14 protein-coding genes are annotated in these 16578 nt (G+C 67.8%); 9 read left to right on the top strand and 5 right to left on the bottom strand.

The features are described from left to right. Positions 1-15 precede the first annotated feature (15 nt). The 3 genes from NO362_RS07805 to NO362_RS07815 all read left to right on the top strand — a co-directional run bounded on the left by NO362_RS07805 (position 16) and on the right by NO362_RS07815 (position 4085). Complete coding sequence (locus tag NO362_RS07805; protein WP_256544788.1) at positions 16-1287, top strand: Single-stranded DNA binding protein; 1272 nt, start codon at positions 16-18, stop codon at positions 1285-1287. Beyond that, positions 1284-3167: a hypothetical protein gene (locus NO362_RS07810; RefSeq protein WP_256544789.1), complete on the top strand. Its 1884-nt coding sequence runs from the start codon at positions 1284-1286 to the stop codon at positions 3165-3167. Before NO362_RS07805 ends, NO362_RS07810 begins: the two co-directional genes overlap by 4 nt. 156 nt (positions 3168-3323) lie before the next feature. Beyond that, on the top strand, positions 3324-4085 hold the full coding sequence (locus NO362_RS07815) for a metallophosphoesterase (RefSeq protein ID WP_256546617.1): 762 nt from the start codon (positions 3324-3326) through the stop codon (positions 4083-4085). 32 nt (positions 4086-4117) lie between these two features. On the opposite strand, the gene NO362_RS07820 is transcribed toward NO362_RS07815, so the two are convergent. Beyond that, positions 4118-4378 carry a hypothetical protein gene (locus NO362_RS07820; RefSeq protein ID WP_256544790.1) on the bottom strand — a complete coding sequence of 87 codons (261 nt, stop codon included), beginning with the start codon at positions 4376-4378 and terminating at the stop codon, positions 4118-4120. Between the two features lie 126 nt (positions 4379-4504). Between NO362_RS07820 and NO362_RS07825 the strand changes: the two genes are divergently transcribed. Then, positions 4505-4630 (top strand): hypothetical protein, encoded by a 126-nt coding sequence (locus NO362_RS07825; RefSeq protein WP_256544791.1) that lies wholly within the window; start codon positions 4505-4507, stop codon positions 4628-4630. Positions 4631-4862: 232 nt separating this feature from the next. Beyond that, positions 4863-7721 carry a DEAD/DEAH box helicase gene (locus NO362_RS07830; RefSeq protein ID WP_256544792.1) on the top strand — a complete coding sequence of 953 codons (2859 nt, stop codon included), beginning with the start codon at positions 4863-4865 and terminating at the stop codon, positions 7719-7721. A 40-nt stretch (positions 7722-7761) separates the two neighbouring features. On the opposite strand, the gene NO362_RS07835 is transcribed toward NO362_RS07830, so the two are convergent. After that, positions 7762-9960: an AAA family ATPase gene (locus tag NO362_RS07835; protein WP_256544793.1), complete on the bottom strand. Its 2199-nt coding sequence runs from the start codon at positions 9958-9960 to the stop codon at positions 7762-7764. 94 nt (positions 9961-10054) lie between these two features. Between NO362_RS07835 and NO362_RS07840 the strand changes: the two genes are divergently transcribed. After that, positions 10055-10189, top strand: a complete 135-nt coding sequence (locus NO362_RS07840) for a DUF7128 family protein (RefSeq protein WP_255410140.1) — start codon at positions 10055-10057, stop codon at positions 10187-10189. Positions 10190-10265: 76 nt separating this feature from the next. Here NO362_RS07840 and NO362_RS07845 read toward each other — a convergent pair whose 3' ends face one another. Beyond that, the gene (locus NO362_RS07845) at positions 10266-11171 is read right to left on the bottom strand and encodes a DUF7524 family protein (protein ID WP_256544794.1); all 906 of its coding nucleotides are present in this window, start codon (positions 11169-11171) and stop codon (positions 10266-10268) included. A 137-nt stretch (positions 11172-11308) separates the two neighbouring features. Here NO362_RS07845 and NO362_RS07850 point away from each other — a divergent pair, with 137 nt between their 5' ends. The 3 genes from NO362_RS07850 to NO362_RS07860 all read left to right on the top strand — a co-directional run bounded on the left by NO362_RS07850 (position 11309) and on the right by NO362_RS07860 (position 14754). Next, positions 11309-12217 carry an ABC transporter ATP-binding protein gene (locus NO362_RS07850; protein ID WP_256544795.1) on the top strand — a complete coding sequence of 303 codons (909 nt, stop codon included), beginning with the start codon at positions 11309-11311 and terminating at the stop codon, positions 12215-12217. Continuing rightward, on the top strand, positions 12207-12998 hold the full coding sequence (locus NO362_RS07855; RefSeq protein WP_256544796.1) for an ABC transporter permease: 792 nt from the start codon (positions 12207-12209) through the stop codon (positions 12996-12998). Before NO362_RS07850 ends, NO362_RS07855 begins: the two co-directional genes overlap by 11 nt. Before the next feature lie 142 nt (positions 12999-13140). Next, complete coding sequence (locus tag NO362_RS07860; RefSeq protein WP_256544797.1) at positions 13141-14754, top strand: COG1361 S-layer family protein; 1614 nt, start codon at positions 13141-13143, stop codon at positions 14752-14754. Positions 14755-14793: 39 nt separating this feature from the next. Here NO362_RS07860 and NO362_RS07865 read toward each other — a convergent pair whose 3' ends face one another. Both NO362_RS07865 and NO362_RS07870 read right to left on the bottom strand, forming a co-directional pair. Next, on the bottom strand, positions 14794-14982 hold the full coding sequence (locus tag NO362_RS07865) for a methytransferase partner Trm112 (protein WP_199722983.1): 189 nt from the start codon (positions 14980-14982) through the stop codon (positions 14794-14796). Positions 14983-15060: 78 nt separating this feature from the next. Beyond that, positions 15061-16386 (bottom strand): adenylosuccinate synthase, encoded by a 1326-nt coding sequence (locus NO362_RS07870; RefSeq protein ID WP_256544798.1) that lies wholly within the window; start codon positions 16384-16386, stop codon positions 15061-15063. Positions 16387-16578: the final 192 nt, after the last annotated feature.

Here is a 16578-nt window from a genome sequence, read left to right on the forward strand (position 1 = left end):
GTAGTCCCACCGACGATGGACGTAGACGAACACGCCGAGGAGCTCGCCTCCGCCCTCGGGGTTGACAAAGCGGAGGTCAAATCCGACCTGGAGAATCTCGTATCGTACAGCGTCCCGATTGAGGAAGCCAAACAGAGCATCCGCCGGAAACACGGCGGCGACGACGGCGGCGGTGCGACCCCGACGACGAAAGACGTCGCCGACGTCACGACCGAGGACGGCAACGTCACCGTGACGGTCCGCGTGCTCTCGGTTGGTCGGCGCTCGATCCAGTATCAGGGCGAAGAGCAAGTCATCCGCGAGGGAGAGTTTGCGGATGCGACGGGGAAACTCTCCTATACGGCCTGGGAGGACTTCGGCTTCGAGCCCGGCGATTCGATCACCGTCGGCAACGCGGGAGTCCGCGAGTGGGACGGCGAACCGGAACTGAACATCGGCCAATCGTCGACCGTCGCGGTCGAGACGACACCGGTCGAAGTACCCTACGAGATCGGCGGCGACACCGCTCTCGTCGACCTCCGATCGGGCGACCGCGGCCGCAACGTCGAGGTTCGCGTGCTCGAATCCGAGGAGCGCGTCATCGACGGACGGAGCGGGGAGACGACCATCCGCTCGGGCGTCGTCGCCGACGAGACCGGGCGACTCCCCTTCACCGACTGGCAGGCCCGCTCGGAACTCCGCGAGGGTCACGCCTTCCGCTTCGAGGACGTGTACGTTCGGGAGTTCCGCGGCGTCCCGCAGGTGAACCTCTCTGAGTTCACGACAATCACCCCGCTCGCGCGCGAGGTCGAAGTCGACGACGACGCGCCGCGGATGCACGTCGCCGAGGCGGTCGCCTCCGGCGGCCTGTTCGACGTCGAACTCGTCGGCAACGTCCTCGAGGTCCGCGACGGCTCGGGACTCATCGAGCGCTGTCCGGACTGCGGCCGCGTGCTCCAGAACGGCCAGTGCCGGGTCCACGGCGACGTCGACGGGGAAGACGATATGCGCGTGAAAGCGATCGTCGACGACGGCACCGGGACGGTGACGGTGATCCTCGATCGCGAACTTACCGAGGACCTCTACGGCGGCACGATGGAAGACGCGATGGCGGCCGCCCGCGACGCGATGGACAAGGAAGTCGTCGCCGACGAGATCAGAGAGACCGTCGTCGGCCACGAGTTCCGCGTCCGGGGGAACCTCTCGGTCGACGATTACGGCGCGAGCGTCGAGGCGAGCGAGTTCGAGCGCTCGACGGAGGATCCGGCCGCGCGTGCGACTGCGCTGTTGACGGAGGTGCGGCCGTGAGCGACGCCGAGAACCGCCGTGAGGTGGCTCGACGCCTCTTCGCCGCGGAGTTCGACGACGCGACGCTCTCGTACTCTGAGGGCGAGGAGGAGCGCGCGCCCAACTACGTCGTGACGCCCACCGGCGCGCGGATCAACCGCCTGTTCGCCGTCGGCGCACTCACCGAAGTCGAACAGGTCAACGACGACATCGTCCGCGGTCGGATCGCCGATCCGACGGGCGTGTTCGTCACCTACGCGGGCCAGTATCAGCCGGACGCGATGGGCTTTCTCGACCGCGCCGCACCGCCGTGCTTCGTCTCGCTCACCGGGAAAGCGCGGACGTACCAGCCCGACGACTCCGATCGAATCTTCACCTCAGTCCGCCCCGAGAGCCTCAACGAGGTCGACGCGGACACGCGCGACCGCTGGGTCGTCGCCGCCGCGGAGGCGACGCTCGAACGCGTCGCGACGACCGCGGCCGCGCTGACGATGGACGTCCGCGGCGAGGACCTGCGCGCGGCGCTCGAATCGCGTGGCGTCGACGCCGCGCTCGCCCAGGGTGTCGCGCTCGCGGTCGATCACTACGAACCGACCGAACACTACCTCGAAGCCGTGCGGACGATGGCCGTGCAGGCGCTCGAACTGGTCGCCGACGAACGCGACTCCGTCGAGACGCCGTCGGTCGCCCCCGACGAAGCCGGACCGGACGAACTCGGCCCGCTGCCGACCGTCGCGGCCGCGTCGGCCGCACCGGGAGACACTGCTGCGTCGGTCACGGCGGAGTCGGCTGCATCGACCGATACTGAGGCCGCAGCCGACTCCGTTGCTTCCGACGCGACCGAGTCGTCCGCGCCAGAATCCGCGGACGCGACGCCGGCGGACACAGCATCGGAGGAAGGCGCCGAAGCCACCGACACGGGCGCCGCCCCCAACGCGGAGACCTCTACGGCCGATACAGAGACCACCGGAACCGCGACAGACGCCTCGGAGACAACGACCTCGACGGGTGCGGCGGACGCTGGCCAGGCGACCGACGCAGCTGACGCGGTCGACAGGGACGCCGGAACCGCAGACGCTGACGTCGACGGCACGTCTGCCGACACGCAGGCGACACCAGACACAGGGTCGACCGAAACAGACGATCTGGGCGGAACGGACGACTTGGGCGGAACGGACGACTTGGGCGGAACGGACGATCTCGGCGACTTCGGCGCCGACGCCGGAGATGCTGATCTCGCTGACGAAGCGACGAGCGAGAGCGAGTCCGCGTCCGACTTCGAGACCGATTCGGAGTTCGGTTCGGATACTGAGGCGGACGCCAGCGCCGCCGCCGGCACCGACGCCGGCCTCGACGAGGGCGAGATGTACGAACTCGACGAGGACGAGCGCGCAGAGATCGAAGCCGAGTTCGGCACCGAGTTCTCGACCGGCAACGAGGTCGACGAGCCCGGCGAAGCGGACATCGACGTGCCGGACGTCGACGAGCTGGAATCGGAAGGCAGTCCGGCCGAGGAGACGGCAGCCACGGCCGACGACACCGCATCGGACGCAGGCGATTCGCTCACGGCAGATGCGGACGACACAGCCCCTGCAGAGCCCGCTGCGGAGTCCGCCCCTGACTCCGCGCCGGAGCAGCCGTCCGCCGAACCGGACGCGGCTCCCGCGGCTGATGCCGACGACACGGCACAGGAATCGGCCGCTGACGTCGACCTCGAAGACGCCGCGGTGTCCGTGATGGCCGATCTCGACGACGGCGACGGGGCCGACCGCGAGGCCGTCGTCGCGACGGTCGTCGAGGAGTACGGCGCCGACCCAGACGACGTCGAGGACGCCATCCAGGAGGCGCTGATGAGCGGCCAGTGCTACGAGCCCGCCGAAGGGAGCCTGAAGGCGATCTGAGCCGTGCCGCGTGATTCCGGGGCGTCCGACGACGCCGACGCGGCCGCCGGCTCACTCGCCCCGACAGGGACTTCTGCGGACGGCTCCGCCACCGGCGGCACAGCGCAGCGGCCGCTCGTCGAGCCCGTCCCGGGAGCCCCGGCCGCTGTCGCCCGCCTGGGTGACGAAGCGGCGCTCGTCGTCGCCGACTACCACGCAGGCATCGAGGCCGGCCTCCGATACGAGCGCGGCGTCGAACTCGACAGCAACGCGGCCGTCCGGCGCGTGCGCCTGCTCGGCCTCCTCGACCGGGTCGATCCGGACCGACTCGTCGTCCTCGGTGATCTGGGTCACCAGATCGGGAATCCCGAGGGCGAGGAGGCCGACGAACTCGACGACCTGCTGGCGGCGGTTCTCGACCGCGTGCCCGTGACGCTCGTCCGCGGGAACCACGACGGCGGCGTCGCAGAGCGGTTCGGCTCGGACGACGGCGCGGGCGACGCGGCCGACGACTACCGCAACCGACTCACCGTCAGCGAAAGCGGCGGCGTTCGTCTCGGTCGCGTCGGCTTCGTCCACGGCCACACCTGGCCGTCCCGCGAGGTCGTCGAGAGCGACGTGGTCTGTATGGGCCACGAACACCCCGCTGTCCGGCTCGAAGACACCGTCGGCGGCGGGCGCAAAGAGCGCGCGTGGCTTCGTGGACCGCTCCGGCCCGAGCCGTTCGCCGAGCAGTTGCATCTCGCTGTCGAAGACCTCGACTGGCACGACCCCGAACTCGTGATCGTGCCCGCGTTCAATGACCGGTCGGGCGGGACGTGGGTGAACGTCGACGGACAGGGCTTTCTCGCGCCGTTCCTCCCCGAGGCGCTCGTCGACGCCGACACCGACGCGTATCTCCTCGACGGCACACGGTTGGGGCCGTACCGATCGGTGTAGGTGTCGGCAGGCTGGGCCGGACGCGCCGCGCCCTACACTGCGCCCACGAGTACACCCAGCGCGAAGAGGGCCGCTCCCGTGACGGCCGCCACGACGACGAGGTTCCACCCCTCGGGGCCGCCAGCTCGCTCGGGCTCGACGAGCGCGTAGCCGGCGCCAGCAACGAGGACCGCGCTGCCGACGGTTCCGGCGACCGATCCCGGTTGTGACGCGCTGGCCGTCGGTGCGAACGTCGCTATCGAGAGCAGGCCGTACGTGAGGAGGGCGAGCCAGAACGTTCGTCGGGGACCCATACGACAACTGTCCGCTTCGCGGACAAAAACCGTCGTGGGTCGAACGCTGACTCCGGCTGCTGGTGTGGCACCTCGGTCCAGGCTGGTCGGCGCCTCGTTTTTCCGTCTTCGGCGGCAATAATATGTATGCGAATGTCAAGCAGGGTGCTGCTCGCCGGCGTATTGGTGTTCGTGATTCCGCTTCCCGGAACGTTCCTCCTCGGCGGCCTCGTCGTCGCGCTCGGTGGAGGCCTTCGATTGCTCGGCGAGTAATACTGTCGGACAGAACGATGTGAAAATCATTGGCACCCCGTGGGTGCCAACATCATTCACGAACTGCTGTCCGACAGTATAATAGGGATTATCGTAAGTCCTCATAGATCTCTCGCCGGACAGTACGGCGAGAATCTCCGAACAGTTACGATAATCCCTATAAGCAGTTCTCACCTGGGCGGCTCGGCGTCCGAACGCTGCCCTTAATCCGGTCGCGCCGGTAGTGAACGCGATGGCTGACGGCACGTCAGCGCAGGGGATGGACGCGTTCACGGCGCTCGGCGAGTCGGTTCGAAGGGCGCTCTCCGAGCGCGGATTCACGACGCCGACAGAGCCACAGCGCCGCGCGATCCCGCCGCTGGCCTCGGGGGAGAACGCGCTCGTGATCGCCCCAACCGGGACTGGAAAGACAGAGACGGCGATGCTGCCCGTCTTCGACGCGATCGTTCGCTCCGATTCCGAAGACCGTGAGGGGCTCTCCGCGCTGTATATCACTCCGTTGCGGGCGCTCAACCGGGATATGCGCCAACGGTTGGAGTGGTGGGGCGAGACCCTGGATGTAGAGATCGACGTCCGACACGGCGATACGACGCAGTATCAGCGGCAGAAGCAGGCCGATGATCCGCCGGACGTCCTCGTCACGACGCCCGAGACGCTCCAGGCGATGCTGACGGGCAAGAAGCTCCGCCGGGCGCTCTCGGACGTTCGTCACGTCGTCGTCGACGAGGTCCACGAACTCGCCTCCGCGAAGCGGGGCGCGCAGTTGACCGTCGGTCTCGAACGCCTACGAGAGCTTTCGGGGCCGTTCCAGCGGATCGGCCTCTCGGCGACCGTCGGGTCGCCCGCGGAGGTGGGGAAGTTCCTCACCGGCGACCGGGGCTTCGAGATCGTCGAGGTCGACGTCGGCAGCGATGTCTCCTTTACCGTCACGCACCCCGAGGTGACGCCCGAGGACGAGCAGTTGGCGGGCCAGCTCGCGACCGACGCCGAGATCGCGAGCCACGTCCGCGTGATTCGCGACATCGTCCGCGACAACGAATCGACGCTGGTGTTCGTCAACACGCGGCAGACGGCGGAGGCGCTCGGCTCGCGGTTCAAGAAGCTCGACGAACCGATCGAGGTCCACCACGGCTCCCTCTCGAAAGACGTCCGAATCGACGTCGAAGACCGCTTCAAGGCCGGCGACCTCGACGCGCTCGTCTGCACGTCGTCGATGGAACTCGGTATCGACGTCGGGCGCGTCGATCACGTCGTCCAGTACGGGAGCCCGAGAGAAGTCTCGCGGCTCCTCCAGCGCGTCGGGCGCGCCGGCCACCGCCGCGACGAGGTCTCCCGCGGCACGCTCGTCACCTCCGAACCGGACGACACGCTCGAAGCACTCGCGATCGCCCGGCGCGCGGAGGCCGGCGAGGTCGAACCCGCGCGGATCCACCACGCCAGCCTCGACACCGTCGCGAACCAGATCGTCGGCGTCGTGATGGACGAGGGCGAGGTTTCGGCCCGCCGCGCCTACGAGCTCGTGACTGCCGCGTATCCGTTCTCGGACCTCGACGAGGAGACCTTCCGAGAGGTCGTGCGCGAACTCTCGAAGAACCGACTGCTCTGGCTCGAGGAGGACGCCGACCGCCTGGAGAAATCCGGCGGAACCTGGCAGTACTTCTACGCCAACCTCTCGATGATCCCCGACGAGGAGACCTACGAGGTCCACGACATCTCCTCGCGCGGGCAGATCGGTACGCTCGACGAGCGTTTCGTCGTCAACTTCGCCGAGCCGGGGGCCGCGTTCGTCCAGCGCGGCGAGATGTGGCGCATCAACGACATCGACGACGACGAGGCGCGAGTGAACGTCACGCCGATCGAAGATCCCAGCGGCGAGGTGCCCTCCTGGACCGGCTCCGAGATTCCGGTCCCAGCCCGCGTCGCGAACGAGGTGGGCGAGATCCGCGACGTTGCAGCCGGGCAGTTCGAGCGCGGCGCGTCGAGAGAGGCGGTCGCCCGCGATCTGAGCGCTCGGTACCCGACCGACGTCGACACGCTCGCGGCCGCGCTCGACCCGATCGAGCGGCAGGTCGAGACGGGCCATCCGATCCCGACCGCCGACCGGCTCGTCGTCGAAGGCCAAGCCCGGACCGTCGTCGTGAACAGTTGCTACGGGCACCGGGTGAACGAGACGCTCGGGCGGCTGCTCGCGGCGCTCGTCGGCCAGCGCACCGGCTCGTCCGTCGGGATGGAGGTCAGCCCGTATCGGATCGAACTCGAAGTGCCGACGCGTGCGTCCCTCCGCGACGTCACCGAGGTGTTAGAGACGACCGATCCGAACCACGTCGAAGCCGTCCTCGAACTCGCGCTGAAGAACTCCGACGCGCTGAAGTTCACGCTGGCGCAGGTCGCCGCGAAGTTCGGCGCGCTCAAGCGCTATCAGGGCCGCGAGCGCTTCGGCGCGGATCGGCTGCTGGCCGCGTTGGAAGACACGCCGGTCTACGACGAGGCCGTCAGGGAGGTCTTCCACGTCGACCTCGCGGTCGACGAAACTGCGGAGCTGCTCGATCGGCTCCGCGGTGACGAGGCGGACGCTCGATTGGAGACGGCCCGCGAGCGTACCCCGATCGGGACCGGTGGCCGGTCCAGCGGGCGCGAACTCCTCGTTCCGGAGAACGCCGACGCGAGCGTGATCGAGGCCGTGAAAGAACGGATCCGGAACGACCGCGTGCGCCTGCTCTGTCTGCACTGTGCGGACTGGGAGCGGGAGACGAAGGTGCGTCGCGTCCGCGACCAGCCAGAGTGCCCGGAGTGCGGGGCGACCCGCATCGCGTGTCTGAACCCCTGGGACGAGGAGACCGTCACCGCGGTCCGCGCGGACGCCGACGACCGCGACGACGAGTCCGAGCGTCTCGTTCAGCGCGCGTATCGGTCGGCGAGCCTCGTTCAGAGCCACGGCAAACAGGCCGTCATCGCGCTCGCGGCCCGCGGCGTGGGGCCACAGACCGCCGCCAGAATCATCGGGAAGCTACGGGAAGACGAGGCCGACTTCTACCGCGACATCCTCGAGCAGGAGCGCCAGTACGCCCGGACGCAGTCCTTCTGGGACTGATCTCGGTGGAAAGCGGTCGAACGCGGTCGCCCGCGACCTCTCACGCCGACGGCTCGACGGCGTCGAGCGCTCCCTCGAAGTCCTCGCGCGTCAGGCGCACCTCGTCGGCGTGTTCGTTCGCGAGCTCGCCCTCGTAGGCGTCGGCGACGCGCTCGATCGCCCGCATCGACGCCTCGCGGACGACGGCGGCAACGTCAGCGCCGGAGTAGCCGTCCGTCATCGCCGCCAGCTCGTCGCGATCGATGTCGTCCGCGAGCGGTTTTCCGTCGAGGTGGACGTCGAGGATCTCACGGCGGGCCGCCTCGTCCGGGGCGGGGACGTGCACGTGCGATTCCAAGCGACCGGGTCGGAGCAGTGCGGGATCGAGCGCGCCCTTCCGGTTCGTCGCCGCGAGTACGACGAGGTTCGGCTGATCGGCGAGTCGGTCGAGTTCGGTGAGCAGTTGGGAGACGACGCGCTCGCCGACGCCGGAGTCGCCGCCCGCCGCGTCGCGGTTCGTCGCGACGGCGTCGATCTCGTCGAAGAAGACGATCGAGGGCGCGGCCTGCCTGGCGCGCTCGAACACCTCGCGAACCGCTTTCTCGGACTCGCCGACGTAGCGATCCAGGAGTTCCGGGCCGGCCACTTGGACGAAGTTCACACCGCTCTCGCCTGCGATTGCCCGCGCAAGGAGGGTCTTTCCAGTTCCAGGGGGGCCGTGTAGTAGTACGCCCGTCGGCGGGTCCGCCTTTGCGGCGTCGAACAGCGGGCCGTACGTCAGCGGCCACGTCACGGCGCGTTCGAGCGTCCGCTTCGCATCGTCGAGCCCACCGACGTCCGCGAACGTCGTCGTCGGCGACTCCGCGACGTACTCTCGCATCGCCGAGGGTTCGACCGCCGCCATCGCGGCCTCGACGTCGGCGCGAGTCACCTGGAGATCCGCGATGGGTGCGTTCACGTCCTCGCGGCGACCGCGACGCAGCGCGATCATCGCGGCCTCCGTCGTCAACGATTCGAGATCGGCGCCGACGAAGCCGTGCGTCCGGGCGGCGAGGCGGTCGACGTCGACGTCGTCGGCCAGTGGCATCCGTCGGGTGTGGACTTCGAGGATCTCGCGGCGCCCCTGTTCGTTGGGGACGCCGATCTCGATCTCGCGGTCGAAGCGCCCGCCGCGCCGCAGCGCGGGATCGAGCGTGTCCACGCGGTTCGTCGCGCCGATCACGACGACGTCGCCGCGGGCGTCGAGTCCGTCCATCAGCGAGAGCAGTTGTCCGACGACGCGGTTCTCGACGTCGCCGCCGTCGTCGCGCTTACCCGCGATCGAGTCGATCTCGTCGAAGAAGACGATCGCCGGCGCGTTCTCGCGGGCCTGCGCGAACTTCTCGCGGAGTTTCTCCTCGGATTCGCCCTTGTACTTCGACATAATCTCCGGGCCGGAGACGTCGATGAACGTCGCGTCGACCTCGCTTGCGACCGCCTTCGCGATGAGCGTCTTGCCGGTCCCGGGCGGGCCGTGCAACAGCACGCCTTTCGGCGGGTCGATCCCCAGATGTGCGAACACCTCCGGTTCCGAGAGGGGGAGTTCGATCATCTCTCTGACGAGGTCGAGTTCCTCGTCGAGGCCGCCGATGTCCTCGTAGGTGACTGTCGGCGTCGACCCCGACCCGCTCGTGCGACCGCGCTGGTCGTCGCCGGCGGAAGTCGGTGTGCCGCTGGCCGAATCGCTCCCCGAGATCGAGGAGACGACGCGACTCAGCCTGCCTTCGCGCGTCAATCGGAGTTTCGTCGCGTCCGTGACGCGGACCATCCCGTCGGGGGTCGTCTCGCTCACGACGAACGGGTCGTCGCTCAGCGACTCGAAGTGGATCTGGCCGCCGGGTTTGATCGGCCGGTCGCGGATCGCCCGCTTTATCAGTTCGACCGCGCGCTCGTCGTCCTCGAAGGCGACGTCGCCCGGCATCGACAGCGTCACCGAGACGGCGCCCTCGACGTCGACTTTCCGGACGCGAACGGTCTCGTCGATCTTCGCCCCGGCGTTCGCTCGGGTGTCGGCGTCGACGAGGACGACGTGGTCGGGCACGTCCCCGCCGGCCGGCCACACTTTCGCCACCGTTTCTCGCTCGCCTGCGACCACGACAGTGTCGCCGCTGAGGACGCCCAGTCGCCGCCGCGCCGGTTCCGGCAGCCGAGCGATGCCTCGGCCGGCGTCTCGCTTTTCGGCCCCGCGAACGGTCAGTTCGAGGCCCTCGTCCGCGTTCATACCTCTGCTTCGGCGCGCCCGGTCTTTTGTCTTGCCCGGGGTCGCCGGACGCCGCGGGGGAAGGGTTTTGAATCGTGGCATCCTCTCGCACGATATGGTGTCGACCGTCGAGCGGGACGGGCAGACGTGGTACCAGTGCGACGAGTGCGGACTGTTGCTCGACGACGAGACAGACGCGAAGGCTCACGAGGAGAACTGCGACGCGGAGGAACCGTCGTATCTGCAGTAAGCGGGGAGTGCTGGAGACGGTGAGCGACTCCGCCGAGCGGTGCGGCCCGAGCGCACGCGCCGCGTCGTAACCTCGATCACTGAAACAACAGCCAGCCGGCGGTCGCCACGACGGCCGCGAGGATCACGAGGATGACGAGCGTCAGGAGGGCCTCGCCGACCGTCGTGATCACACCGAGGCCGACGACGAGCGCGACAATCGTGAGCGCGCCGAACGCCAGGCCCTCTCGGGGCGCGACGTCGGCTTCCGATACGAGACGCTGGACCTCGTCGGCGGCCGCGCGCGCTCGCTGTTTCCACTCCGAGCGGGCGGGTTGGCGACGCCCCCCACTGGTGGCGGGTTTAGTCGCCTTCCGGTTCCCACCGCCGCCTGACGCGCCGTTTCCGGTGTCGGTCGTCGTATTCGTCGTCGACTGCGACGCCCTCGCGTCGGTCGTCGACCCTCCAGACACCCCGTCTGTGCGCCTTTCGGCCGTGCCTGTGTCGGCCGTCGACGCTGCGCCGGTCGTCGATGCTGCATCATCCGCCCCGCTCGAAGCCGCCGACGCTTCCGGGTCCTGCGGCGTCCGCGCCTCCGCGCTCTCGACGCTCCGACGTGCGCTGTCGTCACTGCTCGGGGAACGCTGGCTGCTCGGAGAACGCCGGCCGCTCGAACCCCCAGACGAGTTGGCTTCGACGACGACGTTCACGTACTCCATCTCGGCGCCGTAGCCCGAGACGATCTTGAGTCGCCCGCTGACCTGCTCTCGGTCCGCGGCGACGCCGACCGGGATCCGGATCGTCTCCTCACCCTCGACGTAGTGGTTCACGGCGTCGATCCGCGCGACCTCCGAGAGGGCGTCGTCGAGGTGGATGTGGACGTGCACGGGGCCACCGGCGTTCCGGAGATAGATGTGAAACGGTCCGCTGACGGTGTGTGCGTCCGGTGCGTCGATCGCGTGGACTGTCTCCCCGTTCAGTTCCACCTGGAGCGACTCTGACACGTCGACAACGTCGTCGCGAGCGTGTAAAAGCGTTCAGGTGACTTGGGGTCGGAGGGAACGGTCCCGGTCATCGTCCGGTGTGAGGAGGCCGCCGCTCTGACAGAGTTTTATTGCCCAGTGACAGGAATGAGAAGACGATGGCGACGATCGAGGTCCAGGGATTGACGAAGGCCTACGGCGACACCCTGGCGAACGACGACCTCGAATTTTCGATCGAGCGCGGGGAGATATTCGGCTATCTCGGTCCCAACGGTTCCGGGAAGTCGACGACGATCCGGCAACTGATGGGATTCCAATCGCCGACCGCTGGCACCGCGACCCTGTTCGGCGCCGACATTCGGGATCAGGACGCGCTGCGCGAGGTGAAGTCCCGAATCGGCTTTCTCCCCGGTGAGCCGGCGTTCAACGGCTCAGTCACGGGCGAAGTGTTCCTCGACTACCAGGCGCGACTGAAGGGTGACTCACGGCGCGCGGAACTGCTCGAACTGTTCACGCCGCCGCTGGAGCGGAAGATCCGCGAGTACTCGACGGGGAACAAACAGATGCTAGGGCTCGTCCAGGCGTTTATGCACGATCCCGATCTGGTGATAATGGACGAGCCCACGTCGGGGTTGGACCCGCTCAAACAGGAGGCGTTCAACCGCTTTCTTCGTCGGGAGCGCGATGACGGACTGACGGTCTTCTTCTCCTCGCACGTCCTCGGTGAGGTCCGTCGCGTCTGCGATCGGGTCGGAATCATTCGAGAGGGTCGCCTCGTCACTGTCGAGACCGTCGACGACCTCCTCCAGCGCGGGGGCAAACGGGTCCGCGTGCACACCGATCCGCCGCTGACGAAAGCCGACCTCGGCCTGGACGGCGTCGTCGACTTCGAGGCCGAGGGTCGACAGGCGCAGTTCACTTTCACCGGCGACTACGACGAACTGTTCGAGGCGCTCTCGCAGCATCGGATCGTCGACGTCGAGATCGACGAACCGCCGATCGAAGAGGTGTTTATGCACTACTACGGCGGGCCGCAGCGAACGGAGGAGCGCAACGATGCGGCTTGACACGGCCCGCTACGAGGCCAGACAGCGCGTCCGGGGGTCGCTCGCGCTGGCAGCGCTGCTCGGCGCGTTCTCGATCCTTATCGTCTATCTCTACCCCTCGATCGCCGAGGCGGGCGCCGACATCGACGCGCTGATCGAGGCGTTCCCCGAGTCGTTTCAGGAGGGACTCGGCGTCGAAGCCTACTCGACCATCGAGGGCTTCATCGCCGCGGAACTGTATCAGTTCATCTGGATTCTCCTGCTCGGCCTCTATATGGCGTACGCCGCGGGCGGCACGTTCGCCGGTGACATCGAGTCGAAACGGCTCTATCTCGTCCTCGCGACGCCGGTGTCGCGAACGCGGGTCGTCCTCGAGAAGACGATCGCGCTCTTGACGCCGCTTTTGGTCCTCAATCTCGTGATCCCCCTCGTCGTCTTCGCCAGCACCGTCGCGATCGACTACCCGCTGGACCCGGTCTACCTGCTCGCGGTGCACGTGCTCTCGATTCCGTACCACCTCGTCTGTCTCGGCATCGGCCAACTGCTCTCGGTCACGTTCAGTCGCGGCAACACCGCGCAGTTGGGCGGCATCGCGACGGTCTTCCTGCTCTTTCTCCTCGATTCGGTCACTGTCGGCACCGACCTCGAGTGGCTCGGCGACGTCAGCCCGACGCGGTACATCGACCCGACGGAGATCCTACTCCACGAGAACATCTACGTCGGTGACTCGCTCCTGCTTTTCGCTGTCACGCTCCTCCTGCTGTTTCTCAGCGTCGTTCGCTTCCACGACCGCGACATCTGAGAGGGGTAAAACCGTTCGTAGCTTCTTCACCGTCTCGTCCGGCGAGAAGCTATGCGGACTTACGATAACTCCTATAACTCGTCGTCTGATCTGTGCGCCCTGACGATACATTTTAAATGGAACCGCGTGGTCTGTCTGTACGTTGACAACGTTTCGAGTCCCCCTCGGATTGGTCCTCCTGCTCGTCGTGGTGGCGGCGGTTCCGGTTCCGATCACCGCCATCGAGAACGTCACGGGTTCGCCGGACGTGTCCGTCCAGAGCCCGGACAACGAGTTTGTCCCGGGTCAGGAGGCGTCGCTTCCGGTCTACGTCTCGAACGAAGGGAGCCTGCAGTCGTCCGGCCCGGCCGAGTACGTCGCGCGCGTGACGACTGCCAGAGCGCTGACGCTGCAGGTGCGGAGCGGAGACACCCCGATCGAAGTGAACACGGCCCGATATCCGGTCGGCAACGTCCCCGAGGGGACGACCGGGCCGATTCCGGTCTCGATTACGGTTCCGGAGGACACGCCGCCAGGTACGTATCGGCTCCCGGTACGCGTCCGTTACAGCTACGCGCCGAAGGTCGAGTACGGGTCCGGGACTGACGGCCCCGAGTACCGATACGTCGACCTCGCGCGGACGCTCTCGCTCTCCGTCGTCGTCGAGGACCGTCCGCAGTTCCAGGTCGTCAACGTGTCCTCGACGGCCCGGGTCGGCAGCTACGGCCCGCTCTCGATGACTGTCCGGAACACGGGTACTGAAGCCGCCCGCGACGCCACCCTTCAGCTCAGTTCGCCGGACGACGAGGTCACGTTCGGCACCGGCGCTGCGAAGTCCGAAGCGTACTCCGGGGTGTGGGGGCCCGGCGAGAACCGGACGTTCCAGTTCCGGGCGCGGTTCGCCCCCGACGCCCAGCAGCGCGAGTACCCGCTCAGGGCCTCCGTCTCCTACACCGACCCCGATGGCATCCAGCGCACGTCGCCGCCGTTGACGGCGGGCGTCACGCCGCGCGAGGAAGTCACCTTCGCCGTGGAGAACCTCACGAGCACGCTGTACGTCGGTGAGCCCGGGACGATCAGCGGGTCAGTCAGGAACACCGGTCCGGCCCCCGTCGACAACGCCGTGCTCGTCTATCGCTCGTCGAACCCGAACGTCGTACCGGTCGATACGGAATCCGCGCTGGGCCGCCTCGAACCGGGCGAACGGAGCGACTTCACGTTCGAGGTCGACGTCGCGGCGGACGCGACCGCGACCGACCGGCAGTTGAATCTCTCCGTGCGGTATCGCGACGCGCAGAACAACCGCCAGGTGAGCGACGAACTCGAACCGACGGTGCCGGTGCTGCCCGAGCGCGACTGGCTGGCGGTCACGCCACAAAACGCCACGTTCGGCATCGACACGGACAATCGGCTGACGGTCCGCGTCCGCAACAGGGAAAATATGACCCTCTCCGACGTTCGTGCCCGACTCGAAACCGAACCGCCGTTCTCCTCGGAGGCGCGGACGGCGTACGTCCAGCGGCTCGACCCCGGCGACACAGAGACGCTCGCGTTCGCGGTCACGGTCTCCGAAGACGCGGTGCCGACGCGCTCGTCGGTCTCGGTGAACGTCACGGCCGAGCGGCCCGACGGAAAAGAGATCGTCCTCGACTCCTACGTGGTTCCGGTGACCGTCGTCGAGGAGACGAGCGCGAGCGATACGACGCTTCTCGCGGCCGGCGTGCTCGTCGTCGTACTCGTCCTCGGCGCCGGCTGGTGGTGGCTCAACAGGCGCTAGGCGGCGGCAGAAACGGGGATCGACGAGAGCGGAACTCGGTTACTCTTCGTCGCGCATATCCGGCGGCAGCAGATTCGGGATGCCGTCCTCGATGGGGTAGACCTCGCCCGTGACAGTGCCGACGAGTCGACCCTCGATGATCTCCTCGCCGTCGCGTTCGTCGACTTCGAGTTCGAGGTCGCTCTTGTCGAGGGGGTCACAGAGGATGTCCATCAGTGACTCTTTCATCACGCTACGAGAGGAAAGCGGCGGTGAAAAGGCTACGGGTTCGCCGACAGTACTCGGCGTGCGCCGATCACTATCGGGCTACTGCTGGAAGGGGTTCTCCAGTTCGATCGTCTGTGCGCGGTCGGGACCGACGCCGACGGCGTAGATCGGTGCGCCGACCTCCTCGGAGAGATAGTCGAGGTACGTCTGTGCGTTCTCCGGGATCGCATCGTAGCCCTCGTCGGCGACGGCCGACCAGTCGACCTCCGGCCACGGCTCGAACTCGCGGAGGTTCGGTTCACACTCGCCCCAGCGCTCGGTCGTCGCGGGCATCGTGAGCAACTCCTCGCCGTCGAGGTCGTAGGAGTGGCCCACCTTCACCTCTTCGAGGCCCGCGAGGACGTCGATGTGGTTCACGGCGAGACCGGTGAAGCCGTTCGCGCGAGCGGCGTGGCGGAGCATCGGCACGTCGAGCCAGCCGATCCGGCGCGGCCGGCCGGTGACGGTGCCGAACTCGCCGCCCTTCTCGCGGATGTAATCGGCGAGGTCCTCGTCGTCGCCGGTCAGTTCGGTCGGGAGCGGTCCGGTGCCGACGCGCGAGAGGTACGCCTTGACGATGCCGACGACTTCCCCGCGGCCGACGACCGTGGGGCCGACGCCCGTGCCGGTCGCCGCGCCGCCCGCGGTCGGGTTCGAGGAGGTGACGTACGGGTAGATCCCGTGGTCGATGTCGATCGAGGTGCCCTGTGCGCCCTCGAATAAGACGTTCTCGCCGTTATCGACGTGCGAGCCGAGGAACTCCCCGGCGTTGACGGTCATCGACTCCTCTTGCAGGCGCTCGCCGATCGCCTTGTACTCCTCGAAGACGGCGTCGACGTCGAACGCCTCGCCGGCCTCGACGCCGAAGACGTCCTCGGCGAGGGCGCGCTTCTGGGGGACGACGTATTCGAGACGCTCGCGGAGGACCTCCGCATCGAGCAGGTCGCCGACGCGAATCCCGCGTCGGCCCGCCTTGTCCTCGTAGGTGGGGCCGATGCCGCGGCCGGTCGTGCCGGCGTCGAGGTCGGAGTCGGATTTGGCCTCCTCCTCGATGCCGTCGAGCACGCGGTGATACGGCATAATGACGTGTGCGCGTCGCGCCACGCGGACGTCGGGGTCGAGGCCGCGCTCGCGGAGTTCGTCGATCTCGTCGAACAGCGTGTTCGGGTTGACGACGCATCCGTTGCCGAGCACGCCGACCTTGTCGCGGACGGCGCCGCTCGGAACCAGCGAAAGCTTGTATTCGTCGCCGTCTTCGACGACGGTGTGGCCGGCGTTGTCGCCGCCCTGATACCGGGCGACCACGTCGGCGTCGCCTCCCCACAGGTCGACGAGAGCGCCCTTGCCCTCGTCGCCCAGTTGGGAGCCGACGATCGTGACGGTCATACACGGCGGTTCTGCGCGCCCCGTGAAACCCATTACGGTCCGCCGCCGCGAGATGGTCACGAAAGTGGATACCACTGCGGGAGTATCGACGCACCTGCCCACTTCCGTGTAGAACAGGGCGACCCACGAGTCGTGAGAGACGCACCGTCCGTTTTCTGGGCCTGTGCCGCCGCCAGCGGCTCCCGACCCGAA

This window comes from Halobellus inordinatus, assembly GCF_024498335.1.
Lineage (GTDB): Archaea > Halobacteriota > Halobacteria > Halobacteriales > Haloferacaceae > Haloquadratum > Haloquadratum inordinatus.